Consider the following 25326-nt stretch of genomic DNA (forward strand, 5'->3'; position numbering starts at 1 on the left):
CTGAGCGTTTAAGCGAACGGGAGAATAAGCTTCAAGCACCTAGGATGAGGTGCGAGAGGTCTTATCGGTAGCCATAATTTCCTTTAGCAGCGCATCGAACTGCGCTACGATCGGGCCGGTGGATTTGCTAGGCCAGTAGTGCACAGCATAGGCGGCACCCTGGATCTGCTGCCATTCGGGATGCTCAGGAATTTCCGGGGTGAGCATATTGGTCCCGAACATTTGACGCATCTCGTTGATGCGGAAGGTGTGCTCAGCCGAATCCTTACGGACACGGTTTGCCACGACCTTGACCGGACCAAGCGTCGGGGCGAATTCTTGACGGAAAAGCTCCAGAGCGCGCTGGGTGCGTTCGGTACCGGCCACCGAGAAAAGGCTTGGTTCGGCAACGAGCAATAGTTGATCCGAGGCGCTCCACGCCATCCGAGTCAGACCATTGAGTGATGGTGGGCAGTCGATGAGTACCAGCTGGTAGCCCGAGGTGCGGCTCAGGAGCTGACTCAGCCGGCGAAGATCACGGGTGCGTAGATCCGGGCGATCATAAATCCCGGTGTACGCATCGCCCACGGCCACATCCAGCACCGGGATGCGGGTCCGGGACTTCTTCTCGGCTGCCTTGCTTTGCCAGGCGCTGGCCGCAACATTGTCCTGTAAGCGGGCTCGGCGCGCATTCTTCAGCATTTGGCCGATGGTTTGTTTATTGTCCGCGCGAACCCCTAGGCCGGTACTGGCATCGGCATGCGGGTCCAGATCGATCACGAGGGTAGGAATTCCGGCTGCCAATGCTGCCGAGGCTAAACCGAGAGTCACCGAGGTCTTTCCCACGCCACCCTTGAGGCTGCTGATGCTCACTACGTGCACGGAACAGACCACGCCTTTCACTGCTCGTTGATTGTTGCTATCGCCGGGACTAAATCTCTATTTATCATAGTCGGCTTCTAGCTAAAACCCCGAGTTCGCAACGTGGGATTTACCTCCTAAGTCCACTACTTCGCAAAGTTACGAGAATTGACGCGCGTTAAGCTGTGGTCAGACCACATGCCGTCTTTTTTAGGCATCGTGCCTTGCGCCACTGTATGGTGTTTTTCTAAGAGCTCGAAAACGAGCACCTTCCCGAGCTAGAGGCCAGCGGAAACTTCTGGAATATCCCGAAGAACTCGCGGGTTTTTGAGCCTCCGGGTGCCTCAAACCGATGTAGGAATGCAATGTTTGAAAAGATTCTTGTAGCCAATCGCGGTGAAATCGCGATCCGCGCTTTCCGCGCGTCCAACGAACTTGAAGCCAAGACCGTTGCCGTCTACCCCTACGAAGACCGTAACTCCATTCACCGCCAGAAAGCCGATGAAGCTTACCGGATTGGTGAAGAAGGTCACCCCGTACGCGCTTACCTGGACGTAGAGGAGGTCATCCGCGTTGCCAAGGAAGCCGGCGCGGATGCCATCTACCCGGGTTACGGATTCCTCAGTGAGAATCCAGAACTTTCCCGTGCCGCCGCCGAAAACGGCATCAAGTTCATCGGTCCCTCGGCCGACGTGCTTGAACTGGCCGGCAATAAGGTTGCAGCGCTAAAGGCCGCACGCGACGCCGGGATTCCGGTACTGGCCTCCTCAGAACCCAGCGATGATGTCTCCTGGCTCATCTCCGAAGCCGAAAAGATTGGCTTCCCGATCTTCGTCAAGGCCGTGGCCGGCGGTGGCGGACGCGGTATGCGTCGGGTGGACAAGCGCGAGGATCTGGAAGAAGCGCTGAACGCGGCGATGCGCGAAGCCGGCACCGCTTTCGGTGATCCCACCGTCTTCTTGGAGCAAGCCGTCCTGCGCCCACGTCACATCGAGGTGCAGATTCTGGCCGACGAGCACGGCAACGTCGTTCACCTGCACGAGCGTGACTGCTCGCTACAGCGCCGCCACCAGAAGGTCGTGGAAATCGCCCCAGCACCAAACCTGGATGAATCAATCCGTCAGGCGCTGTTCCGTGATGCGATTAAGTTCGCCAAGGCCCTGGGCTACCAGAACGCCGGAACCGTCGAATTCCTCGTGGACACCATCGGTGAGCGTGCCGGCCAGCATGTCTTCATCGAGATGAACCCGCGTATCCAGGTGGAGCACACGGTGACCGAAGAAGTCACCGATATCGACCTCGTACAGGCCCAGATGCGCATCGCGTCCGGCGCCACCTTGGACGAACTGGGTATCCGTCAGGAAGAAATTCAGGTTCGCGGTTGGGCTTTGCAGTCCCGCATTACTACCGAAGACCCAGCCAACGGCTTCCGCCCAGATGTAGGCACCATTACCGTGTACCGTTCCGCTGGCGGCTCTGGCGTCCGACTGGATGGCGGTACCGTGTACACCGGTGCTGAAATCTCTCCACACTTTGACTCCATGCTGGTCAAGCTCACCTGCCGCGGCCGTGACTTCGCCACCGCGGTGGCTCGTGCCCGCCGTGCGCTGGCCGAATTCCGTATTCGCGGTGTGGCCACCAACATCTCCTTCATTCAGAACGTCCTTGGTGACCCGGAGTTCCTAGCCGGCAACGTCGCCACCGACTTCATCGACAAGCGTCCGGAGCTGCTCACCGCCAACCAGTCACAGGACCGTGGCACCAAGGCGCTGAACTACCTGGCCGCCGTGACCGTAAACCAGCCGCATGGTCCACGCATCGAAGGCATTGACCCACGCAAGAAGCTGCCGAGCTTCCCGGGGGATAAGGCCTCGGAGCCGGAGCGTTCACCATTTGACGGCCCATCGCAGACCGAGCAGCCACCGGCTGGCTGGCGTCAGGTGCTCTTGGAGCAGGGACCCGAAGGTTTTGCCAAGACCCTGCGCAATTCCACCGCACTAGCCGTCACCGACACCACCTTCCGCGACGCTCACCAGTCGCTGTTGGCTACCCGCGTGCGTACCCGCGACCTGCTCCACGCCGCACCAGCCTACGCTCACGTGTTACCACAGCTGTTCTCGATGGAAGCTTGGGGCGGGGCGACGTACGATGTGGCGCTGCGTTTCTTGGGTGAAGACCCATGGAAGCGTCTGGAACTGTTGCGTGCTGAACTGCCGAACATCCCGCTGCAGATGCTGCTGCGCGGCCGGAACACCGTGGGTTACACCCCGTACCCCACCGAAGTGACCGATGTCTTTGTGGCCGAAGCTGCCAAGGCTGGGATCGACATTTTCCGAATCTTCGATGCGCTGAACGACATCGACCAGATGACTCCGGCGATCAAGGCCGTACGCGCCACCGGCACCGCGGTGGCCGAAGTTGCCCTGTGCTACACCGGTAACCTGCTCGATGCCAATGAGAAGCTTTACACGCTGGACTACTACCTGGAGCTCGCGCAGAAGATTGTTGACGCCGGGGCCCACATCCTGGCGATCAAGGACATGGCCGGACTGCTGCGTCCGCAAGCTGCCAAGATCTTGGTCAGCGCCCTGCGTGAACGTTTCGATCTGCCGGTGCACCTGCACACCCACGACACCTCCGGTGGCCAGCTGGCCACCTTGATGGCAGCGGTGGATGCCGGAGTGGACGCGGTCGACGTGGCCAGCGCTTCGATGGCCGGAACCACTTCCCAGCCTTCGGCCTCCGCTCTGGTCGCCGCACTGGAGAACACCGAACGCGATACCGGCATCTCCCTGGATGCCGTGGCCTCCCTGGAACCATATTGGGAAGCCGTTCGCACCATGTACAAACCATTTGAGTCCGGACTGCCAGCCCCGACCGGACGCGTCTACCAACACGAAATTCCTGGTGGTCAGCTCTCGAACCTGCGTCAGCAGGCAATTGCGCTGGGTCTGGGGGAGCGCTTCGAAGCCATTGAGTCGATGTACGCCTCGGTGAACTCGATGCTGGGCAACCTGGTGAAGGTGACCCCATCGTCCAAGGTGGTGGGTGACCTGGCACTGCAGTTGGTGGGTTCCGGTGTGGCCGCGGCCGACTTTGAAGCCAACCCGCAGAACTACGACATCCCCGATTCGGTCATCCAGTTCCTATCCGGTGAATTGGGCGACCCTCCAGGTGGCTGGCCAGAGCCGTTCCGCACGAAGGCGCTCCAGGGCCGCACCGTTCGCCCGCATCTGGAAGAGCTTTCTGCCGAGGACTCGGCCGCGCTGCATGCGGATTCGGATACCGTCCGCGCAACCCTGAACCGGTTGCTTTTCGCCGGTCCGACCCGCGACTTCGAAGCCAGTGTGGAGAACTACGGCGACCTGTCGATCTTGCACACCCGCGACTACCTCTACGGGCTGGTGCCAGGCTACGAGCACGTTGTATCGCTGGGCAAGGGCGTGCGTCTGCTGGTCAAACTGGTTTCGGTCTCCGAGCCAGATGAGAAGGGCATGCGCACCGTGGTGGTCACCCTCAACGGTCAGCAGCGTCAGCTGCTGGCTCGTGATGAGTCCGTGGAATCCACCGTGAAGACTGCTCCGAAGGCCGACGTGAACAACAAGGGCCATGTGGCTGCACCATTTGCTGGTGCGGTGACGGTCAACGTTCAGGTCGGTGACTGGGTCGAAGCCGGTCAGTCGGTCGCGACCATTGAAGCGATGAAGATGGAAGCGGGAATCACCGCCAACGTCTCCGGCGTGGTCACCGAGATCACCTTGGATGGCACCAGCCAAGTTCAAGGTGGCGACCTGCTGCTGGTGATCAAGCCAGAGTAAGCAGACACAATTCCGCAGCAGGCTAAGGGCCCGAAGTACGAGGTATTTCGGGCCCTTAGCCTGTGTTGCACCCTTCGCAGGGGGAATAACTCCGAGCCGTGGCCCGCGTTCCTCGCTCCTAGCACGCGGGGCGGGCAGATAATTTGTTAGCCTAAGGCAGATGTGTGGAACCGTGCTGGGCGCCGGACCGTTTCGCAGCCTCGGCCAGCTTGCCGCGGCGCGTTCTGCGGCTGATCCTGAGGTGCTTCCCGCGCCGGCAGGTCGGCGCCGCACGAACGTTGGACTAGGGAAATGGAGCAGGGGATTATGGGTTGGCTTTCCGCGGCACGCGGTGAGGGATCTGCAGCAAAGTCACAGATCACCGAACTTGGCGCGCAAGTGGCGCAGCAGTATCCAATGTTGCCGATCCTGCTCTTCGCCTTGGATTCAGAGATAGACCCACATCTTTTGCAGGTGCCGCTGGCTGCCCGGCTGGCCGAGCTTGGGATCAAAACCAAAGTTTCGGTGGCTGGACCAGGCCGGGTGCAAGCGGTCATGGATGGTTCGCTCACCCCGGAGGGGCAAGTGTTGCTGGTGCTGGCCAGCAGTACCGCGGATACCGAAGACCGGCTGATGGATCTGGTGGAATGGCTGATCGCCAATGGTCGTGAAGAGCTTGCCCAGCAGATGATTTTTATCCCGGTGGGGCAGCCCCGAAAATCGGTGGGTTCCTATCCGTTCCGCCATGTCCCGCTGGTGAAGTTGGACTCAGCGTTAAACAGCAGAGGTGGTACGTCAAAATCTCGACGTACCACCGCAAACTCCACCGAACCGCTGCTTACCGCGGTGTTAGCTCAGGCTTTGGGCTTGGAGTAAATCTCCTCCACCACGGATTGGAAATCACTAAGAACCTTGGCCCGCTTGATCTTCATCGACGGGGTTAGGTGCCCGGATTCCTCGGTGAAGTCTTGGGCGACGATGCGGAATTCACGAATCTGCTCAGCCCGGGACACCGACTGGTTAGCCTTGTCGATCAGCTTCTGCAGATGTTCGCGCACCTGATCAAGGCGCACCACTTCGTCCATCGGCATTGTCTTATTCTGCTGATGACGTTCCAGCCAGCCTGGGACGGCTTCCGGATCTAGGGTAATGAGTGCGGAAATGAATGGCCGGCTATCGCCAACCACCACGCACTGCGAAACCAGTGCATCGGCACGGATTTGGTCTTCCAACAGCGCCGGAACCACGTTCTTGCCACTGGCGGTGACAATGATTTCCTTCTTGCGCCCGGTAATGGTCAAGAAGCCCTCATCATCAAGTTCACCAATATCCCCGGTGTGGAACCACCCGTCGGTGAAGGACTCCTCCTGCAATTCGGGACGGTTGTAGTAACCGCGCATCACGCAGATGCCCTTAGTCAAAATTTCACCATCGCTGGAAATCTTGACCGCATTACCCGGCAACGGCTTACCCACGGTGCCGATCTTGATTTTCTTCAGCGTATTGACGCTAATCGGTGCCGTGGTTTCGGTCAGCCCGTAACCTTCCAGCACGGTGAGTCCGATGCCGTTGAAGAAGTGGCCCAGACGTTGCCCCAGCGGACCACCCCCGGAGACCGCATGGCGGGTATTGCCACCCATCGCGGCCCGCAGCTTGGCGTAAACCAGCTTGTCAAAGAGCTTATGCTTCAACTTCAGCGGCAACGGCACCTTGCCATCCTGCGCTGCGCGGGAATAGGCCACCGCGGTGTCGGCCGCGGCATGAAAAATCTTGCCCTTGCCGCCATCCTCGGCCTTCAACATGGCCGAGTTGTACACCTTCTCGAACACGCGTGGCACGGCCAAGATGAAGTTTGGCTTGAAGGACTGCAAATCGGCGAGCAGGTTCTTCACATCCGGGGTATGCCCGGTGCGGCAGCCGGCAGCTACGTTGACTACCGAGATGAAGCGTGCGAAGACGTGAGCCAGCGGGAGGAACATAATGGTCGAGGCCCCGGGATAGACCGCTTCGGGGAGCTCCGCCACCGCGTTCTCGGCCAATTCCACAAAGTTTCCATGGGTCAGCTCGCACCCCTTGGGGCGACCGGTCGTGCCGGAGGTGTAGATAATGGTGGCCAGATCGCGCAGCCCGGCGGAGCTGCGCTGCGCTTCGAGTTGCTCATCACTGATCTGCTTGCCGGCCTCGCGTAGTTCATCGAGTCCGCCTTCGAACTGCCACACATGATCCAGTTCGGTCAGTTGCTCCTGATGCCCCGCGTGACGGACCACCGATTCATGTTCCGGGGATTCCACCAGGATCGCCCGAGCGCCGGAGTCGCCCAAGATCCAAGCGACCTGCGAGGGGGAGGAGGTTTCATAAACCGGAACGGTGACTCCGCCGGCGAACCAAATAGCAAAATCAACCAGCGTCCATTCGTAACGGGTCCGGGCCATCAGCCCGATGCGATCCCCGGTCTTCAGACCGTTGGCGATGAACCCCTTGGCAATCGCCGAGGCATCGGCCGCGAATTGTGAAGCGGTGATGTTCTGCCAGCCGCCCCCAGCGATCGGCTTGGAGAACAGGGCAGGGTTAGCGGCCGAATTGGCATGGCGCAACAACAGGTCGGTGATGTTGGAATCTTCGGGGCTATTGATGCGAATGGGGGTGCTGTACTCGAGCATCGGTGCTTCACTCCTGACGTATGTGACCGAGGTAATCGCAGCGAGTGTGCTACGTCACAATATATTACTAGATGGTAACCCAGCTGCAACCTGACGGCCAAGTCGGCTACACCCTAGCTCCATCATCCCCCGGATCCCGATCCTTGGGTAGCCTTCGCAGGAGCATGATCACTCCGATCAGACAGCTCACCGCCAGCACCGAGTAAAGGACTGCCGGTGCATCACGCACAAAGATCACGCACAGTAGCAGGCCCAGTGCACCGCCGGCCGCGGCCACCCAAGACAAGATGAGGCTCGGATCCCCGGCACCCAAGGCCGGCGGTTCCTGCGGGGTGAAATCCTGCTCCTCGGGATCATCTGTCACCTCATAGTCGCGTGGTCCACGGGCTAAGGGGCCGGTGTTGAATAACTTGTGCAGGGCCGCTTCGCGTTCCGCGGCGCTGGGCTCATGCGGGATGGCGGGCGGCTCTTTCTGTTCTCCGGGTAAGAGCTGCGCAGCTGACTCTTGTGATGCGGGGGAGTCCGTGCCCGCACTCGTTTGCGCCTCGGGTGGCGTTTCAGCTTCTTCTCGCTGCTTGGCAGGGGGCTCGGCAGGCTGCGTCGGCGACTCATTTCCGCGCAACCGGGCCACGAGCTCATCCCACTGCGGATCCGGGGTATTGGACGGGGTCTGGTCCTTCTGATTCACAAAACTCTCACTACTTTTGGTCGGCTGGCTGGTCGCGGAGGAATTCGATGGATCGCTGGAAAATCAGCTCGGCATCGTAATCCAAGGTGGCCACGTGTTGACTGCGTTCCAAGGCCACCCGCTGCACCGGAAGCTCGGGGTCCAAACCCGCAAGCAGTGCCTGCACCGAGGCCTCGGAGACCACATTGTCCTTGGTAGAACGGAATAACAATATTGGTGCATCGACCAGCGCAAGGCGCGCCCGGGTCTGTGCAAAAAGCTGGTGCAGCTGGGCCACGGCGGCCACCGGGGTACGCGGGTAGGCCGCTTCGTCGGCCCCGGCTAAGGCAATATCGTTACTGATCGGGGCCACGGAACGAACCATGCGATGAATAAAACGGGCGTAGGGGGCCACCGGCGAATCAATGACGAGCCCCGGATTGACTAAGAGCAGCCCCGCGACGTGGCGCCGGGTCGCCAAATGCAATGCCAGCGCCCCTCCCATCGACAGCCCTGCCACGAAGACGTGATCGTAGGTGGCGGCCAGCTCGTCAAAAGCCTGCTCGGTAGCCTGGATCCACTGCCGGTAAGGAACACGCAGCAGATCCTGCCAACGAGTCTCATGCCCAGGTAGCGCAGGGGCGGCGGTGGGGTACCCGGCCGAATTCAGCGCTTCAGCCCACGGCGCCAAGGAAACACGCGAGCCGGTAAAGCCATGAATTAATAGCACGGCGGTGTCCGCGCTCTGCGCTGCGCGGGCGGGGGAAGTGGTGGAATCGTTGCGCATCGCAGCTCCTTTCTGTCACCCTTCCCCTCGAGACTAGTGCACAATGAGAAGGTATGAGCCACGCGCATGGCGAACGCCGGCTGGCTGATGCACGACCGAATCATCGCTCTCATTGAAGGAATCGAAGAACGTGCTGTATGACTTCCTCAAGCGGTTCGCCGTCCGTCCGCTGCTGAAGATCTTCTTCAAGATTGACCTGCAGGGGTTGGACAACATCCCCGAACAGGGAGCGGCCATCCTCGCCTCGAACCACCTATCCGTATCCGATTCGGTGTTCTTGCCCGCCGTTCTTGAGCGGCCGGTCATCTTCCTGGCCAAGGATGAATACTTCAACGGCAAGGGTCTCAAGGGCCGTTTCACCGCGTGGTTCTTCCGCAATATTAACCAGCTTCCGATGGATCGCTCCGGTGGCGCGAAATCCGCGCAGTCCCTGGCCAGCGCCAATCGCGCCTTGAGCGAAGGCAAAATCTTGGGCATCTACCCCGAAGGCACCCGCTCGCCCGATGGTCGGCTCTACCGTGCCAAACTCGGCGTGGCGAAGCTGGCTTTGGAGACCGGCGCCTCGGTGATCCCCGTGGCGATGATCGATACCCATAAAGTCCAGCCCATCGGACGACGTATCCCACGTCCGGGCCGTATCGGAATCCGCATCGGCGAACCTTTGGACTTCAGCGCCTACGCGGGCGCGCAGAAGGATTCGCAGGTTCTGCGGAAGGTGGCCGATGAGATCCGGGAGTCGATCCAGAAACTTTCGGGCCAACAATACGTGGATGTTTATGCCCCGCGTAAGCGCTAAAACCGCTGCGTTGACCGCTCAGCTCAGGAGGTTCGAAGGCTGAGTGTTACGCCCCTGTGTTACATTCGCTGGGGTTCTTTGTCCGGCAGGGTCGTAGACTTGTGAAGGTGACTGAAGCATTCCGAACCCCACTGCCAGGCTCCTCCGTAGCCGGCCCCGCAATTGACCCAGATCTGGACCTGTGGCGCGAGATGCCTATCGCCCAGCAGCCAACCTGGAGTGAGCATGCGGACTATAACTCCTCAATCGCCGAGCTGGGTTCGCGACCACCGCTAGTCTTCGCCGGTGAAGTGGACATTCTGCGCGAACGGCTCGCGGCCGCCGCGCAAGGCAAAGCTTTCCTGCTGCAGGGCGGCGATTGTGCCGAAACTTTCGACGGGGCGACCGCCGATAAGATCTCCGCACGCGTGCGCACCATCCTGCAGATGGCCGTTGTGCTCACCTATGGTGCCTCCATGCCGGTGATCAAGATGGGCCGGATGGCCGGGCAGTTCGCCAAACCACGTTCTTCGAACGATGAGACCCGCGACGGGATCACCCTGCCGGCCTTCCGTGGCGAGATCGTCAACGGTTTTGAGTTCACTGCCGAATCCCGCGCCCATGACCCCAAGCGGATGGTGCAGGCCTACAACACCTCGGCCGCAACCCTGAACCTGATCCGTGCCTTCACTCAGGGTGGCTTCGCCGACCTGCGCAGCGTGCACTCCTGGAACCAGGGCTTCATGGCCAACCCAGCGCACTCGGCCTACGAGCAGCTGGCCGGCGAAATCGATTCGGCCATGCGATTCATGGACGCTTGCGGGGCGGATTTCGAGGCTCTGAAGCGCACCGAGTTCTTCGCCAGCCACGAGGCGCTCCTGCTGGACTATGAGCGTGCGTTGACCCGCACCGACTCACGCACCGGCCAGCCTTACGATACCTCCGGCCACTTCCTCTGGATTGGCGAGCGTACCCGTCAGCTGGACCACGCCCACGTGGACTTCCTGTCCCGGGTGCGTAACCCCATCGGCGTGAAGCTGGGACCAACGACCTCCGCCGAAGACGCACTGGCACTGATCGACAAGCTCGATCCGCAGCGCGAGCCAGGACGTTTGACCTTCATCACCCGCATGGGTGCGAAGAACATTCGCGAGAAGCTGCCGTCGCTGGTGGAAAAGGTCACCGCTAGCGGTGCTCAGGTCCTCTGGGTTACCGACCCCATGCACGGGAACACGGTGACCAGCCAAAACGGTTACAAGACCCGTAACTTCGATGACGTGATGGACGAAGTCCGCGGATTCTTTGAGGTCCACGACCAGCTGGGTACCGTCCCAGGTGGCGTGCACGTCGAGATGACCGGTGACGATGTGGCCGAGTGCCTCGGTGGCGCCGATCCAATCCGCGAAGAAGATTTCGATTCGCTCTACGAGTCGGTTTGTGATCCGCGGTTGAACCACCGCCAGTCCCTGGAAATGGCGTTCTTGATCTCCACCGCGCTGAAGGCACGCCGCCGCTAGGTAGCGCCCGGAACCCCAAAAAACTTATCCCCGCGTTCGACCTGCACTGTGCAGTGATCGATCGCGGGGATAAGTTTTTAACCACCCGGCAAGAGTAGGTGTGCTAGAACAGGTAGATGGTGATCGTAGACCCGCGTTCTGCCCGCTGATTCAGCGGCGTCTGCAGGCGGACGGTCTGTGAACGCTCACCGAGCATCTTGCGGGTATCGACCGCGAAACCGGCATCTTCCAAGGTCGCCACCGCCTCATCCACGGGCTGACCCATCACCGATGGGATCTGAATGTACTCGGGACCCTTGGAAACTTGGACGCGCACAGTGGAACCGGCGGCAACCGTGCCCTGCTCTGGGGTCTGCACCGCCACGTGGCCGGCAGGAATCTCGGAGGAGTAGACCTCTTCGTCCACGGCGAGCTGTAGTCCTAGCTCGTTCAGAGCCGCTTCGGCTTCGGCCTGCCGCATCGAAAGTAGATTTGGTACGTCGATCGGTGCCGGGCCGGCGGAGACTACTAACGCGGTGGCGCTCTTCCGAGTCAGCTGTTCCCCGGCCTGCGGGCTACTGGAAATCACCGTGCCCTCCGGCACACTTTCCGAGTATTCTTCGCTGATCTTGGGGGCGCGGAGTTGTAGGGATTCCAGTTTGCTGCGGGCCGCGGCGGGGTCTAGCCCGGCCACCTGTGGCATCTGGAAAATTTCCGGGCCACGCGACACGCTGAGCTCCACACCTTGGAAGCGCATAATGTTCTGTCCCTGGGTGGGTGAGGAGGCAATCACCCGTCCCACGGCGACGTCGTCGTGGTGGACATTGCTGACCCGCACGGGAACCCCGGCCTGATCCAACTTTTCGACCGCTTGGTCCTGCAACATGCCGCTCAATTGCGGAATGCTGATGATACTTCCCGGACCCCGGCCAAAGAACCAGGCAGCCACCGCCACGACGGCCACGGCCAACAGAATCAGCAGAGTCAGCAGCACCCGACGCCCGGCACTCATCGGCTGGGCCAACTTATGCGTGGGGATTTGTGCCTGCCGGCGCCATTGTTTTTGAGCGCGCTGTTGTTCGCGTTTGCTTAGCGGTGCTTCCTCGGGTTCCGACTGCTGCGCCGAGTCAAGCGAAAACGCCATAGTCGGCTGCGGGGTGAAAGGCTGAGCCGCCGGAGGGGTGGGGGCCTGGTGAGGATCCGGATACGCCTGGGTCGGGCTCTGATCCATGGGCTGCGTTCGGCCCGCATAGGCCTGGGTGGCTGCTTCGGTGGCGTTGAAAGCCTCGGTGGGGTGCTCGTTGAGGTTTAGCACCGTGGTGGCTTCGGTCTCCTGCTGCTCGGTCCACCACGGGTCGGGCTCTTGCTTGCGTTCGGATGCCTCCCATTGGCCTAAGCGTTGCTGCACCGACGTGGCATGTGGGGCATCGTGAACTACCAAATCCGCTAACCCGCCATATAGCTCAGCGCCCAAATCTAACTGCTCATCACTGAGCGTGTGCTGTATCTGCATCACTTCGGCGAGCAGAAAGGCCGCGTTTTGGGGACGGTTCTCTGGTTCTTTTTCGGTACAGAATCGCACCAACTCATCCAAATCCTCCGCGATACGCGCAATCCGGGTCGAAGGTAGCGGCATTTCGGTGTGCAGATGATGGTGGATCAGCGTGGGAATCGATGCTTCAGGGAACGGCAGTTGACCGGTGAGCATCTGGTAAATCATCACTCCGACCGCGTAGATGTCACTACGCGCATCGGCGGGCCGACCGGAGACCAGCTCCGGTGAAGCGTACTGCAAGGTGGCAAGGAGCGTGGATGACTGGGTGTGGGCGCTCGCCGCGCGTGCCAATCCGAAATCCGCGATCTGCACCGTGCCCGCATCGGAAATCAGCACGTTGGCGGGTTTGATATCCCGATGCACAATTTCCTCGGCATGCGCCGCGGCCAGACCCCGGCAGATCGATTCCAGCAAACTCAAGGTTTGCCGCGGAGTTAACCTGCCCCGGGTGGTGATCAGCTTGTGGAGGTTTTGTCCGCGCACAAACTCCATCACCAGGTAGACCAGTTGGCCGGACACATTGTGATCCAGCACCCTGAGCACGTTGGGGTGATTGAGATTCGCCGCGATGACCGCCTCGGCGGCGAAACGTTTACGTACCTCGGGTTCTGCGGCATAGTCCTCTTTGAGGATTTTCACCGCGACGCTACGATGCAGCCGCAAATCTAAGGCTTTGTAGATTTTGGACATGCCCCCGTAACCGACCAGCTCTTCGAGAACATAGCGTTCTTCCAAGCAGCGGCCGATCAACGGATCCGATGGTGCTGAGCTCATAATAGGCCCGCGCAGTCCTGCGCAACCGGTGCGCCGGGGGCACTGCGACGCGGGCGGCTCCTTTCGTGGCGTGAAACTACTTTCAATCTACCCAGTCCAGCTGAGAATTTGACCAGTTAAAGTCAAGATCCGTCAGAACAACGAGATAAGTTCTGACGGATCTGGGCAGATTCCTGAGATTCGCCGGGCAGGCGATCGCTGGGAACCCTTAGACGTAATTAAGACGCACGACGGGCACGAGCGGCGCGACGTTTCAGCGCACGACGCTCATCTTCACTCATACCGCCCCAAACTCCGGCGTCCTGGCCGGACTCAATGGCCCACTGCAAGCAGGTTTCGGTGACATCGCAACGACGGCACACACTTTTGGCTTCTTCGATTTGCAATAGCGCCGGACCGGTATTTCCAACGGGGAAGAATAGCTCGGGATCCTTGTCCAGACACGCTGCGCGGCTACGCCAATCCATGCTTCTTGATGCTCCTTGAAATTGGGGGAAGGTTCATCCTGCGCGAAGTCCAACGGAGCAACATGGTGATGTTATTCCACGGCATGGAGCTACTCTGGTGGTAGCAGGGTGAACCAAAATCTTGGTGGTGTCCGGCAGAACTCGTCGCCGGAACTAACTTCATAAGGTTTTCATGTTACAGATAAGTAAACAAGGGTGGTCATGACGAAACCTCGGCAAAAAGCTGAGCTGTTTGTCACAAACTGGATTTCCTGACTCTGGCTAGCCTATTGTCAGAAATTTGACAATGGGTTGCTGAATCACATTTCTGTTTGATCAGTAGCGCAAGCTGCACGTAGATTGTTTGATGTGAGCAATCGAGAACTGGCTGGTGCCAGAGTACTAACCGTCAAGGTCGTCGCCCTATTGGTGTTCGTGGAAGCCTTGGCCGTTTTGGCCTACGGCATTAACTACCTCATCCACATTTCCGATCCTGGGGCGCTAAACATGCCCGGTCGGATCTTCATGGTGGGGTTGTGTTTTGCCGGGGCGCTGTGGCAAGGCTGGGTTGCCTTTAGTTTCTTTCAAGGCCGCGCCTGGACCCGGGCCCCGATCGTGGCTTGGCAGCTATTTCAGGTCATTCTCGCCACCACTTACTTCCAGACCGATCTGATCGGGCTCGCCGTGCTGGCTTTCTTCATTGCCGCCGGAACCTTGTTACTACTGTTCGCCCCGCAAACCACTGCCTTCCTAGGCGATCGCAAGCGTACGGAATAACGCCGGATTCACTCTTGCGGGATCAGCACCTCGGCCGGCTGTCCGCCGATGAGCTTCACCGCTCGCCACACCCCAGCTATTTCGGACTCGGGCTGCTCGGCCAAGGCGGGCCATAGCAGCGGTTGCATGTCATAGGGATGGGTTGCTTCAACAACGAGCACATCGCGCTCATCTAAACTCAGCGAAGGTAGTGCGAACTCATAGGCCAGCCGGGCCGAGGGGGCACAAAAAACGACCGGTCTAGCCCCTTGGGCAGCCAGGGAATTCAACAGCTGCGCGAGCGGCGGTGTCGGTGCAACATCGCAAATCAGCGCCGGTGACTCACTGGAGGCGAGTTCCTGCTGGTCACGGCAAAGCTGCAAATCCCAGCGTGCACAGAGAGTCCTGGCTAGGTGCTGGCGCAATACCGCGTCCGGAACAATAATGAACCCGATGCCACTGGGGCAGAATTTCGCGGGTTTGGCAGCTAGCCCGTGCACCCCTAACCACCACCGGGTGTCGGTGGGCACCGATAAAGCAGGCGCTCTCCAGCACTGCGGGGACAGGACGGGTTCGTGGCTGAGCTTGGTGAGCTGAATGCTATGCAGCTGGCCGTCCTCACTGACTTGCACCCCACGCCCCACCAGGGTGCTGACCGGCGGGAGCTTGGGCCAGCTCATGCTTAATCCCATGGGTGCTCCGAGCGGGAAATACCAACGCCGGGTGCATAAACTGCTTGCCTTGAGTAGTGAGAGATCGCGATCCCCAAGGATGATCACCTGTGCCCCGGTGCGCGAACCGGAACGGATCAGGTTGGCTAGCAGCTCATCAAAGCGGGCCCAAAGATTCGGTGGGAGCGCCGCCACTAATCCGGCCACCTGACGCACGATGATCAGCAGGCCGGCTAGCTGCTCGGGGTCGGCAAGATAGTCCAGTGCCTGACGGAACAGGTACGTATCTCGTCCGGTGATCAGTAGCTGCTGCGCTGGCGCTGTCCACCCCGGATCCGGGGCCGCATCGAAACACAGTGCCTTGACCCCGCTGCGAAGTAATTGCTGCACCAGGTGGGTAGGTCCGGCCTCCGGCAGACCGGCCACCAGCAAGGCCGGTGAATGTTTACCGGCTAGCGGCAACGGCGCCAAACAGCCGGCCTCCAGCTGATCCAGCACCCCGCAGATGACTTGGCCGTGCTCGGGTTGACCCGGCGGTTCCTCCAGCACGTTCTGCGGTAGCGGGGGAGCGAAGGGGCTGGGAAGCGGTGGCAGTGCGCCCCACTGCGTATGCACGCGGAGCAGCTTTTCGCGCAGGCCGTCCATCGCCGAGCCGCTCATCGATTCCGGGCCCAGTGGTTTGCGGTGGTACTCGCCCAGCCCGCTGGATGCCCGCTCGGCCAGGTATCCGGTGGGCTTCCCGGGAGCGGCCCGATAAAAACGAAGTAGCAGCGGACCGCGGAGCGCAGTGCGCAATATCGCTTCCCCGGGGTGGGCCAGCTGTGCGGCTTGTGGGCAGTCCACGAGGTCGCTGGATTCGCTGGCATCACGAACGCGCAGGGCGATCACGGTGTTGATGTTGGCCCGGGTCTGTGAGCTGAGCGTACCGGTAGGTTTCTGCGTAGAAAGTAGTAAGTGAATTCCTAAGGCTCGCCCCACCGTCGCAATCCGGTCAATCCGGGCGCTGGCCTCGGCGAGTTGGTCGATGAATACCCGAAACTCATCCACGACAACCAGCAGTCGTGGCAGAGCCGGGGCATCCTCGGGCTGTGGTGGGTAGTCGGCGATGTCGCTGCACCCGGCGCTCTGGAGCAGCCTCTCGCGACGTCGAATTTCGAGGTCAAGCTGATCCAGCATCCGTTGCGCGGCGGCGCCATCGAGGTCAGAAACAAATAGCTGGGTGTGCGGCACCGCGGCGAAGACCGAAAGGCTCGCCCCACCCTTGAAATCCACCAGCGCCAAGGCCAACTCTCGGGGGCTTTGCTGGCTTACCAGTTCGCTAACAATCCTGCGCAAAGCCTCGGATTTGCCTGAACCGGTCGTCCCGGCAACGAGGAAGTGTGGGCCGTCGGCATCCAGATCAAGTTCCACCGCCTGACCCTGTTCGTCATCGCCGATGACACACCGGATTCTCCCGGGCACATGACTCAGTGCCCGGGGCAGGGCCGCTGGCCGGGGCCGAGTCAGCCACGACTCAACCAGCCTGGTGAAATGGGGCAGACTAAGCCAATCCAGCTGCTCCAAGAGCGCCTGCGGGTCATCAAGTTGGCTGCCCGGGGCCGCACTATGCCCACTGAGCTCAACCCACCCATCCACTGTGGGCGCGCGATGTAGTCCGAGTCCGAGCACCAGCGCACCCGCGATCGGGTAAGCGGTACCGGCGATGACGTAAATCACTTCGCAAGCCGTCTTCTGCGCACGGTCGGGGACGGGACCTGCCGCAGGCGGGGGTAACCCTAAACTTACCCCGGGCAACAGTAAGAGATTCGCCGGTAACAGGGGGATCGCCGGGTCCAACACTAGGGCCGGCCCACCGCCGAGCACTGCGGGTAAGAACCGAGCGAGGATGGCGCACAGCACCTCAACCGCTGCTGGCCCAGGTTCTGCGACCAGCTGCCATGTCCCGGTAGCTTTCAGGGCAAAGATCGCACTGGGTTCTCCGGGACCAACGCGTTGACCGGTACGCTCCTGAAGCTGTGCGTACCAGCGACCTCGGCCGAGCACTAAGCGGGCTTCGCCGACCGGGAAGGCTTCGCGCAGTGGATCCGCTGCCGCAGCCAAAACCGTGCCCAAAGGCGGGGCCACCCGGGTACGAGCCGCCAAACAGTTTTCGGTATGTTCGCGCAGCGCCCGACGGTACCCCCGGCGGGAGCGCCACATGCCCACCGCCGGGAAGATGGCCAGCAGGGCACTGAGCGTGGAAAGCAGCAGAAAAATTACGGACCCGCTCAACACCGCCAACAAAATGCCGATCGCTACCGGCAGCAACGCGGCGGCCAGCATCGTCAGTAAGCGTTGCAACTGAGGTTTCTCCGGCAAGCCCGGTAAATCCAGTGGCCAGCTGATACCGGTCTGATCCAGCTCAGCCAGCGGGTCTTGCACGCGTAGCGTACTGTCTCCCAACTGAATCGTTGATCCGCGCTGCAAACGCACTGCCCCCGTGACCTCGGCACCCGGCCCGGGAAGTAAGCGTACCTGGCGCCCCGGTTCTGGGTAGAGCATAATGTGCCGGTCATCGACCACGACGGTGGCGTGTACCCTAGCCACAGCTGGATCCTCCAACCATAATGGCGCGGTCCGACCGATCCGGTAATGGCCAGGGCGTAAGCTCAGCTGGGCCCCGGCGTTAGGCCCATCCAACACATAGAGTTTGAGCGAGGCGTCTTCACGCGGTGTGGGACAGACCGGCATATCGGTGATGATCACGATGTCCTGCTCCGTGAATTCGGGGTGTTCTACTAAGGCTCGACCCGCGTAAAACCACGGTCCCGCACCGAAATGTTCGCTCAGCAGCGTGTTGAGAAGTGCCCCAGTGAACCGACGATCACTGTGCACCACGAACTGGCGTGGCCGGGCGAAATGGTGAGTACACAACAAAAATTCCAGTGCCACGATCCGAGTCCTTCCGTAACCTTGCTCCACGCAGTATCCCGCTGCTCAACCCATCAACCCACGGGTTGAGATGCGACGTTCCGCAACAAGGGAGAAATGTGGACTGTTGGCCAGACCACTGAGTTATCCACACACTTAGATAAACCCTCTTGCAACGCCTAGCCGGTGGTACTAGCATCCGTGGACAAAGCAGTACACGATGCGGTAGCAGGTGGGGGTGCATCGTGTGGTTGGAGCCGGTGGAACTTGGGGCCGGCCGGTACCCCGCGCAGACGGGTGGCAGACGCAGCAGTTGCCGAAGGGACCGGATCGTGAATGCGTTGTCAGTGGTTGAGGATGAGGTACGCGAACTGGTCCGCCGGCATGGTTTGGACCCGGCCACTGAACCGGCTCGGGTCCGTCGGCTGATCGATGAGGTGATCCGGGATTACGATGAACGGGCCCTGCTGGGGGCGGTACCGCAACTTGGCGAATTAGAGACGGCTAAACGCCGGGTTTATGACAACGTCGTCGGGTTCGGCCCCCTGCAACCGTTGCTGGATGACCCCACGGTGGAAGAATTATGGATCAACGCGCCACACCAGGTTTTCTGTGCCCGCGGCGGACGTAGCGAACTGACCGGGATTCAGCTCGATGCGCAGCAGATCGCGGCGCTGGTTGAACGGATGCTCAAAGCCTCGGGACGCCGCCTAGATCTTTCCCAGCCTTTCGTGGATTGCCAACTACCTGATGGTTCCCGCCTGCACGTGGTCATCCCGGATATCACCCGCGAACATTGGGCGGTGAACATTCGCAAATTCATCGCCAAAGCCAACCGGTTGGAGGATCTGGTAGAACTGGGGTCGCTGAGCGAGACCGCGGCGTTCTATTTGGGCGGTGCCGTCGCCGCGGGCATGAACGTGATCGTCACCGGCCCCACCCAAGCCGGGAAAACCACCATGCTCAACTGTTTATCGTCAGCCATTGGCCCCCGCGAACGGGTCATCACCATCGAGGAAATTTTTGAACTGAACTTCGCCCTACGTGATCAGGTAGCGATGCAGACTCGCCTGCCCAATTTGGAGGGCACCGGGGAAATCACCATGCGTCGACTGGTCAAAGAGGCGCTGCGGATGCGCCCCGAGCGGTTAATCGTCGGAGAGGTACGCGAGGCGGAGGCGCTGGATCTATTGATCGCGCTAAATTCGGGGATTGCCGGGCTCTGCACTTTGCACGCCAATTCGGCGCGCGACGCCATCATCAAAATGTGTACTTTGCCATTGCTGGCCGGCCCGAACATCACCAGCGACTTCGTAATTCGTACCGTGGCCACCTGCGTGGACGTGGTGGTGCACTGTACCCGCGATGCCCAAGGTCAACGGCACGTGCAGGAAATCCTTGCGGTGCCCGGCCGGGTGGAGGAAGACCAGATCGAAACCTCCACGCTGTTCTATCGCACCCAAGGACGGCTTGCCGTGGCCGCCGGCGCGGACTGGGCGCACCAGAAATTCGAAATCGCCGGAGTAAAAATGGCCGAGCTGATAGGGGAGCGGCAATGATGTTGATTTGGGCGCTCAGCGGCGGGTTAGGGTTGGCATTAATCGTCGATGCCTTCCTCTACGAACCGTGGCCACGCCGAAAAACCGGGCAGGGGCGGATCCGCACCGCTCTGCTGCAAGCCGGGATCGTCTCGGTCACACCCGGCCGATTCCTCATCGTGTGTACCTGCACAGCACTCACCGCCGCGCTGCTCACCCTGGCGGTCACCGGCTCCTTCCTTTTCGCCGCCCTCTTCGGCGGTTTCGGGGCCTTCGCCCCATGGGTTTACTTGCGCTACCAAGCCAATAAACGTCGCAACCTGCTCCGCGAACAATGGCCGGAAGTTGTTGACCATCTGCGCAGCGCGGTGCGTGCCGGGCTCTCCCTGCCCGAGTCGCTCAGCCAATTGGCACACGCCGGGCCCGAAACCTTGCGCCCGGCTTTCCGCGACTTCGCCCTGGATTACCGGGCCACCGCGAACTTTGCGTTGGCGTTAGACCATCTCTCGCTGCGCCTTTCCGACCCGGTGGCGGATAAGATCCTGACCACCCTCAGGATCACCCGAGAGGTCGGCGGCACCGAACTAGGTCACACCCTTGGCACACTGGCTGCTTTCTTGCGCGACGATGTTAAAACCCGTGGCGAACTGGCCGCCCGACAATCCTGGATCATCTCCGCCGCCCGGCTCGCGGTCGCTGCACCCTGGATCGTACTGCTGGTCCTTGGCACGCAACCCGCGGCGATCGGCGCCTACTCCACACCCGCCGGGGTGATCTTACTGGGGGCGGGGCTGCTGGTTAGCTTCATCTGTTACCGGATTATGCTGCGGCTGGGCACCTTACCGGTGGAAGAGCGGGTGCTGATATGAGTAACCCGATTCCGTGGGCGATCGCCTTGGGCACCATGCTGGGGCTTGGAGTGTGGACGCTAATTTTCTGGATGCCTTTCTTCCGCCAGCCCACGCTGGAACAACGCATCGCCCCACATTTACGTGTGGGAATGCGCTCGTCCAGAATGTTGGAAGATTCCTGGCGGCAAGATTCCACAACCAGCACGCTCAGCCAACTCGCCCGACCGGTGTTCAACCAATTGCGCCGGATCGCCAAATTGCACAGTCCAGGCTCCGACACGGTACGGCGTCGGCTCAACAGTGCGGGGCTCAAGACCAGCGTATTGGACTACCGGGCCCAAGAAATTGCTTGTGCCCTGCTCGGGCTATTGATCGGCAGCATTCTGGTCTCGGTGCTGGCCACCTCACGCGGCATCGCGATCCCGCTGGCCACCATACTGATTCTCGGCTGTGGTTTTGCCGGATTTCTGCTCCGCGGATGGTGGTTATCGGAACAAATCCAGCAACGTTCTCGCCGCATCCTCACCCAATTTCCCACGGTGGCGGACATCCTCGCACTGACCGTCGGCGCCGGAGAGTCCACCACCGGTGCACTGGAACGTATTTCACGGATCTGTCGTGGCGCCATTGGGGAAGAATTCACTATTACGACCAATGAGATCCGGGCCGGGACACCAACCGCCCAAGCGATGGAACGGATGGCCGACCGGATCCAGATCGGTGCGATGACTCGGTTCGTCGACGCCATCAGTGTGGCCACCGAACGCGGAACCCCACTGGCTCAGGTGCTACGCGATCAAGCCCAGGACGTGCGCGATGCCTCGAAACGGGAGCTGATGGAATTAGCTGGCAAACGTGAGGTAGCAATGCTGGCACCCATCGTTTTCGGGATCCTGCCGCTAACCGTGGTCTTTGCCGTATTCCCAGGTCTATCGCTATTGGAGATGAGTTATTGACCCCACCAGATCTAGACAGTGGCGCAGACGCTGCTCGCACTTAAACCCCAGCTAACCACCCACCCGCTTTGGAAGGTACCACCATGAAAGCCCTCGAACAACAGATCACAATGTTGCTGCTCACACTCGCCCAGATACTCCGACGCGGCTGGGAGCGGCTCTGGCCAAAACTCAAGGAGGACCGCGGAGATGTGCCTGGTTGGGTAATGATAACCCTCATGTCAGCCCTGTTGGTGGCCGCGCTCCTAGCGGTGGCAGGCCCACGACTTCAAGAACTCTTCAACCAGGCCATCGACCGGGTTTCGAATATGAACTAAGTCAAGGTCTACGATGCGATACCGTTCAGCAGTAATCCACGCGGACCGCCGAGCCGGGGCCGATACCGGTTCGGCGGTAGCAGAATTTGTGATGGTCAGTACCCTGCTCATTGTGCTTGGACTCTCCATCATCCAACTGGCCTTGATTCTGCACGTGCGCAACACGCTTACCGATGCGGCCAGCCACGGGGCACGCTACGGGGCGCTGGCCAACCGCAGCATTCAGGACGGCGCGGAACGGACCCGAAGCATGATCACCCAAAGTCTCCACGCCGGTTTTGCCGGACAGGTGCAAGCCAGCACCAGTATTTTGGAGGACCAGCAACTGGTGATCGTCACCGTCCGCACCCAGGTCCCATTACTGGGGCTCATCCCCAACGGTTGGGAACTGCAAGTTCGTGGGCAGGCGGTACGTTATGGCTAACATTCGGTTTTGGCATGCCGTTCGCCCCAAAACCAAACCCCGCGCCGCGACCCACCACTCAGCAATAGCCGATGAAACCGGCAGTGCCATCGTCGAGTTCATCTTCACCAGCACACTGATCATGATCCCGATGATTTACTTGGTGCTAGCGGCCGGACAATTGCAAGGGGCAAGCTACGCGGCCGTCGGTGCGGCAGACCAGGCCGCGAAGGTTTTCGCCGCGTCTGAACAACCCGCCCAAGCCGATACCCACGCCCGAGACGCAGTCAGTCGCACCTTGAGTGACTTCGGGATCGCCACTTCACGCAGCACCACCGAAATCGCTTGTACGCCGGCGTGCTTGGAACCGGGCAGCACTGTCACCGTCGCGGTGCGGATTCAGGTACCTCTTCCGTTCTTACCCGAAAGCTTCGGCACCTCGGTATTCAGTGTGGATTCAACGGCTACCCAGCGAGTTGATCGTTTTGGCTAAGCACCTGAGATCAGCCACCGGCCGACCCAGCCGGCGCGCTCGCCGGTCCGCCAGAGCGAATAGTTCGCGCTGGGGTGGGTGGCGGCGAGTGTTAACGCGTCTTTCAGGAGAATCCGGCCAAAGTTTGGTGTTGGCGATTGGTTTAGTCGCCATCACGTTGCTGGTCATTAGCGCAGTATTGGCCGCCAGTGCCGTCAATCTCAAAGCACGGCAACTATTAGCCGCCGCCGACGGTGCAGTGATTGCCGCCGTCGACGAGTTTGAGTTACTCCAAGGCGGCCCTACCCCGCGGATCGAATTGGATCCGCAGCGGCTCTCCCATGCAGTCCAGCGTTATTTATCGGATACCGGCGCCGCGGCACGCTTCGATAACCTGAGCGTAGGCGGTATCCAAGTGCTGAGCGACGGACAGGGTGCCAGCATTACGCTGCACGCCACGGTCTCTCCACCCATTATCGGCTGGGTGATCCCGCAGGGCATTCCCATCCACGTTGACTCCACCGCCCGAACCGTTCTGAGCCGTTGAATCCGTACAACAAATGTGTTTGCCGCACCCGTGATGACGTAGGCTTAGAAGATCATGGCTAAAACAGATTTCTCTGCTGAATTACGTTCGCTGCGTTCCACTTACGACTCCATTGAGGCTGTCAGCGACGTGGCACAGATCAAGGCTGATATCGCCGCATTGTCGGAGGAAGCCGGTGCCCCGGACCTGTGGGATGACCCTGCCGCCGCGCAAAAAGTCACCTCCCGACTCTCCCACCGGCAGTCCGAATTGGAGCGTCTTCAGCGGCTGACCACCCGGATGGATGATCTGGAAGTCCTTGTCGAACTGGCCGAAATGGAAGACGACGAGGACACCTTAGCGGAGGCTGATCGCGAACTGCTCTCGATCCGCAAGGCACTAGCCGAGTTAGAAATCGTGACGCTGCTCAGCGGAGAATTCGATGCCCGCGGAGCCGTTGTCACCATTCGTTCGGGTGCTGGCGGTGTCGACGCGGCAGATTTCGCCGAGATGCTTTTGCGCATGTACACCCGCTGGGCCGAAAAACGCGGCTACTCGGCGAGGATCATGGACACGCATTATGCCGAAGAAGCCGGACTGAAGTCCGCGACTTTCGAAATCGATGAGCCTTACGCGTTCGGTACCCTCTCTGTCGAGGCCGGAACTCACCGCTTGGTGCGCATCTCGCCGTTCGATAACCAGGGCCGGCGACAGACCTCCTTCGCGGCGGTGGAAGTCGTGCCGTTGATCGAATCCACCGACAGCATTGAGATCCCCGACGCGGAAATTAAAGTCGATGTCTTCCGCTCCTCGGGTCCCGGCGGACAGAGCGTGAACACCACCGACTCCGCTGTGCGCATGACTCACCTTCCCACCGGCATCGTGGTATCCATGCAGAACGAAAAGTCGCAGATCCAGAACCGTGCCGCCGCCTTGCGCGTACTGCAGTCCCGCCTGCTGTTGCTGAAAAAGGAGCAGGAAGACGCACAGAAAAAGGAACTTGCGGGCGATGTGAAAGCGTCCTGGGGCGATCAGATGCGCTCCTATGTGCTCAACCCGTACCAGATGGTGAAAGATCTGCGCACCGAGCACGAGGTGGGCAACACTCAGGCGGTGCTCGACGGGGAAATTGATGACTTCATCGATGCCGGTATTCGCTGGCGCGCCGGGCAGCGTCGCCCGTCCTAAGCCCAAACAGCTATACCCCGAAGGTTCCATCTGGCGACCTTCGGGGTATATTTATGCACTTTGCCCGGTTACCACGACCGGCAAGTCCGTTTTGGGATAACGCGCTCAGCTCCCGCAGTCCTCCGGATGTGCCATTCTCCGCAGAGCTGGCCGGTAGCCACCGGCAACTTCGGCCGTATAAATACCCCAGAGGCCAACCAGCACAAATTTCCGCGGTACCTAGGGATATTTGATTGGGTCATGGTTCATTCGGGGGCGCAACAGCAGAAATAATAACGCTCCCCGCGGCGGTATCGGTCCCGGGATCAACTCTGAAAGAGAAGTTGCAGGGTCACGAAAACCATGCGTTTTTCGAGTCGCGAGGGATGTCTGACCAGCACTTTCACTCGGTTCGACGAGAATATATTCGCATTCATGCTAATGTTTATTCTGAGTTGATGTACATATCAACTTGGTCGAGATCAATCCTTCGCAGTGCGGTGAAGCCGCCCGAGGGTGAAGCGAAATGTACTCCGTGCCGCAGTGGTACGTTGAGTCGCTGATTGATCCGCTGGTTCTCGAACCGTCGGAACCTGGTCTGCTGTCTGCGACCGAATGGCTGTTCGAGAATGACCCGAAGGCGGACTGTGCCCGGTAAACGCCGGCTGCACCGTAGTCACGCTGACGAAGGTTGGGTAGTGCTGTTGTAGAACCCAATCTGCCTTGCCGCAGTATTGCATTGCGCAGCGAGGTTTTCCCAAGACTAGGGATGAACGAAACGAATGAGAAACGAACGAAACTTGAGTGTAGGGAAGTGGTTAATGAACCCAGGGCTTGTGCGCGTCAGCTGATACATTCCCCTGTGGAGTACCCCCACGGGAACAGACGTGCAGACACAGCATCGGCAACATCTCTTATGTGTGCCGAGCGTATCTCATCACCGTCTATTTGAGGGAGGTGGC

The 25326-nt window shown here is 60.3% G+C and carries 20 protein-coding genes; 13 read left to right on the forward strand and 7 right to left on the reverse strand.

The genetic code is table 11. The features are described 5' to 3' along the window. Positions 1-39: 39 nt before the first annotated feature. Positions 40-861: a ParA family protein gene (locus ACQQZ8_RS05350; protein WP_431711649.1), complete on the reverse strand. Its 822-nt coding sequence runs from the start codon at positions 859-861 to the stop codon at positions 40-42. A 344-nt stretch (positions 862-1205) separates the two neighbouring features. Between ACQQZ8_RS05350 and ACQQZ8_RS05355 the strand changes: the two genes are divergently transcribed. Further along, positions 1206-4658, forward strand: coding sequence for a pyruvate carboxylase (locus tag ACQQZ8_RS05355; RefSeq protein WP_431711650.1), 3453 nt, complete (start codon positions 1206-1208; stop codon positions 4656-4658). 291 nt (positions 4659-4949) lie between these two features. Further along, the gene (locus ACQQZ8_RS05360; RefSeq protein ID WP_431711651.1) at positions 4950-5513 is read left to right on the forward strand and encodes a hypothetical protein; all 564 of its coding nucleotides are present in this window, start codon (positions 4950-4952) and stop codon (positions 5511-5513) included. Here ACQQZ8_RS05360 and ACQQZ8_RS05365 read toward each other — a convergent pair. The 3 genes from ACQQZ8_RS05365 to ACQQZ8_RS05375 all read right to left on the reverse strand — a co-directional run bounded on the left by ACQQZ8_RS05365 (position 5492) and on the right by ACQQZ8_RS05375 (position 8751). Further along, positions 5492-7297 (reverse strand): AMP-dependent synthetase/ligase, encoded by a 1806-nt coding sequence (locus ACQQZ8_RS05365; protein WP_431711652.1) that lies wholly within the window; start codon positions 7295-7297, stop codon positions 5492-5494. The two genes, ACQQZ8_RS05360 and ACQQZ8_RS05365, sit on opposite strands and share 22 nt — an antisense overlap. Positions 7298-7403: 106 nt before the next feature. Next, positions 7404-7985: a hypothetical protein gene (locus tag ACQQZ8_RS05370; protein ID WP_431711653.1), complete on the reverse strand. Its 582-nt coding sequence runs from the start codon at positions 7983-7985 to the stop codon at positions 7404-7406. A gap of 10 nt (positions 7986-7995) precedes the next feature. Beyond that, a complete protein-coding gene (locus tag ACQQZ8_RS05375; RefSeq protein WP_431711654.1) occupies positions 7996-8751 on the reverse strand; it encodes an alpha/beta hydrolase in 756 nt (251 codons plus the stop codon). A 130-nt stretch (positions 8752-8881) separates the two neighbouring features. On the opposite strand from ACQQZ8_RS05375, the gene ACQQZ8_RS05380 reads away from it, so the two are divergent. Both ACQQZ8_RS05380 and ACQQZ8_RS05385 read left to right on the forward strand, forming a co-directional pair. Next, positions 8882-9547 (forward strand): lysophospholipid acyltransferase family protein, encoded by a 666-nt coding sequence (locus ACQQZ8_RS05380; RefSeq protein WP_431711655.1) that lies wholly within the window; start codon positions 8882-8884, stop codon positions 9545-9547. Between the two features lie 191 nt (positions 9548-9738). Beyond that, positions 9739-11043: a class II 3-deoxy-7-phosphoheptulonate synthase gene (locus tag ACQQZ8_RS05385; RefSeq protein WP_431712147.1), complete on the forward strand. Its 1305-nt coding sequence runs from the start codon at positions 9739-9741 to the stop codon at positions 11041-11043. Positions 11044-11146: 103 nt separating this feature from the next. Here the strand turns inward: ACQQZ8_RS05385 and pknB are convergent, their stop codons facing one another. Together pknB and ACQQZ8_RS05395 are read right to left on the reverse strand one after the other, a co-directional pair. Beyond that, on the reverse strand, positions 11147-13351 hold the full coding sequence (gene pknB, locus ACQQZ8_RS05390) for a Stk1 family PASTA domain-containing Ser/Thr kinase (protein WP_431711656.1): 2205 nt from the start codon (positions 13349-13351) through the stop codon (positions 11147-11149). A gap of 218 nt (positions 13352-13569) precedes the next feature. Further along, positions 13570-13818 (reverse strand): WhiB family transcriptional regulator, encoded by a 249-nt coding sequence (locus tag ACQQZ8_RS05395; protein WP_265161012.1) that lies wholly within the window; start codon positions 13816-13818, stop codon positions 13570-13572. A 348-nt stretch (positions 13819-14166) separates the two neighbouring features. Here ACQQZ8_RS05395 and ACQQZ8_RS05400 point away from each other — a divergent pair, with 348 nt between their 5' ends. Beyond that, complete coding sequence (locus ACQQZ8_RS05400) at positions 14167-14574, forward strand: hypothetical protein (RefSeq protein ID WP_431711657.1); 408 nt, start codon at positions 14167-14169, stop codon at positions 14572-14574. Positions 14575-14582: 8 nt separating this feature from the next. Here ACQQZ8_RS05400 and ACQQZ8_RS05405 read toward each other — a convergent pair whose 3' ends face one another. Further along, the gene (locus ACQQZ8_RS05405) at positions 14583-18155 is read right to left on the reverse strand and encodes an FtsK/SpoIIIE domain-containing protein (RefSeq protein ID WP_431711658.1); all 3573 of its coding nucleotides are present in this window, start codon (positions 18153-18155) and stop codon (positions 14583-14585) included. A 311-nt stretch (positions 18156-18466) separates the two neighbouring features. Between ACQQZ8_RS05405 and ACQQZ8_RS05410 the strand changes: the two genes are divergently transcribed. The 8 genes from ACQQZ8_RS05410 to prfB all read left to right on the forward strand — a co-directional run bounded on the left by ACQQZ8_RS05410 (position 18467) and on the right by prfB (position 24385). Next, entirely contained in the window at positions 18467-19693 is a 1227-nt protein-coding gene (locus ACQQZ8_RS05410; RefSeq protein ID WP_431711659.1) for a CpaF family protein, read from the forward strand. Next, positions 19690-20541 carry a type II secretion system F family protein gene (locus ACQQZ8_RS05415; RefSeq protein WP_431711660.1) on the forward strand — a complete coding sequence of 284 codons (852 nt, stop codon included), beginning with the start codon at positions 19690-19692 and terminating at the stop codon, positions 20539-20541. The genes ACQQZ8_RS05410 and ACQQZ8_RS05415 overlap by 4 nt, the downstream gene beginning before the upstream one ends. Further along, positions 20538-21479: a type II secretion system F family protein gene (locus ACQQZ8_RS05420; protein ID WP_431711661.1), complete on the forward strand. Its 942-nt coding sequence runs from the start codon at positions 20538-20540 to the stop codon at positions 21477-21479. The genes ACQQZ8_RS05415 and ACQQZ8_RS05420 overlap by 4 nt, the downstream gene beginning before the upstream one ends. Positions 21480-21589: 110 nt before the next feature. After that, entirely contained in the window at positions 21590-21796 is a 207-nt protein-coding gene (locus ACQQZ8_RS05425) for a hypothetical protein (protein ID WP_431712148.1), read from the forward strand. A 13-nt stretch (positions 21797-21809) separates the two neighbouring features. Beyond that, positions 21810-22220: a TadE/TadG family type IV pilus assembly protein gene (locus tag ACQQZ8_RS05430; RefSeq protein ID WP_431711662.1), complete on the forward strand. Its 411-nt coding sequence runs from the start codon at positions 21810-21812 to the stop codon at positions 22218-22220. Beyond that, complete coding sequence (locus tag ACQQZ8_RS05435; RefSeq protein ID WP_431711663.1) at positions 22213-22692, forward strand: hypothetical protein; 480 nt, start codon at positions 22213-22215, stop codon at positions 22690-22692. Before ACQQZ8_RS05430 ends, ACQQZ8_RS05435 begins: the two co-directional genes overlap by 8 nt. Before the next feature lie 130 nt (positions 22693-22822). Beyond that, positions 22823-23218, forward strand: coding sequence for a hypothetical protein (locus ACQQZ8_RS05440; protein WP_431711664.1), 396 nt, complete (start codon positions 22823-22825; stop codon positions 23216-23218). 54 nt (positions 23219-23272) lie between these two features. Continuing rightward, complete coding sequence (prfB, locus tag ACQQZ8_RS05445) at positions 23273-24385, forward strand: peptide chain release factor 2 (RefSeq protein WP_431711665.1); 1113 nt, start codon at positions 23273-23275, stop codon at positions 24383-24385. The last annotated feature ends 941 nt before the right edge of the window (positions 24386-25326 follow it).

The organism is Glutamicibacter uratoxydans, assembly GCF_050753455.1.
Taxonomy (GTDB): Bacteria; Actinomycetota; Actinomycetes; order Actinomycetales; family Micrococcaceae; genus Glutamicibacter; species Glutamicibacter uratoxydans_A.

What these genes read in the sequence shown, in the direction of transcription:
- ACQQZ8_RS05355 (WP_431711650.1), top strand. Translation starts at nt 1,206, where the DNA reads ATGTTTGAAAAGATTCTTGTAGCCAATCGCGGTGAAATCGCGATCCGC.
- ACQQZ8_RS05360 (WP_431711651.1), top strand. Translation starts at nt 4,950, where the DNA reads ATGGAGCAGGGGATTATGGGTTGGCTTTCCGCGGCACGCGGTGAGGGA.
- ACQQZ8_RS05365 (WP_431711652.1), bottom strand. Translation starts at nt 7,297, where the DNA reads ATGCTCGAGTACAGCACCCCCATTCGCATCAATAGCCCCGAAGATTCC.
- ACQQZ8_RS05375 (WP_431711654.1), bottom strand. Translation starts at nt 8,751, where the DNA reads ATGCGCAACGATTCCACCACTTCCCCCGCCCGCGCAGCGCAGAGCGCG.
- ACQQZ8_RS05385 (WP_431712147.1), top strand. Translation starts at nt 9,739, where the DNA reads ATGCCTATCGCCCAGCAGCCAACCTGGAGTGAGCATGCGGACTATAAC.
- pknB (WP_431711656.1), bottom strand. Translation starts at nt 13,351, where the DNA reads ATGAGCTCAGCACCATCGGATCCGTTGATCGGCCGCTGCTTGGAAGAA.
- ACQQZ8_RS05395 (WP_265161012.1), bottom strand. Translation starts at nt 13,818, where the DNA reads ATGGATTGGCGTAGCCGCGCAGCGTGTCTGGACAAGGATCCCGAGCTA.
- ACQQZ8_RS05415 (WP_431711660.1), top strand. Translation starts at nt 19,690, where the DNA reads ATGATGTTGATTTGGGCGCTCAGCGGCGGGTTAGGGTTGGCATTAATC.
- ACQQZ8_RS05420 (WP_431711661.1), top strand. Translation starts at nt 20,538, where the DNA reads ATGAGTAACCCGATTCCGTGGGCGATCGCCTTGGGCACCATGCTGGGG.
- ACQQZ8_RS05425 (WP_431712148.1), top strand. Translation starts at nt 21,590, where the DNA reads ATGTTGCTGCTCACACTCGCCCAGATACTCCGACGCGGCTGGGAGCGG.
- ACQQZ8_RS05430 (WP_431711662.1), top strand. Translation starts at nt 21,810, where the DNA reads ATGCGATACCGTTCAGCAGTAATCCACGCGGACCGCCGAGCCGGGGCC.
- ACQQZ8_RS05435 (WP_431711663.1), top strand. Translation starts at nt 22,213, where the DNA reads ATGGCTAACATTCGGTTTTGGCATGCCGTTCGCCCCAAAACCAAACCC.
- prfB (WP_431711665.1), top strand. Translation starts at nt 23,273, where the DNA reads ATGGCTAAAACAGATTTCTCTGCTGAATTACGTTCGCTGCGTTCCACT.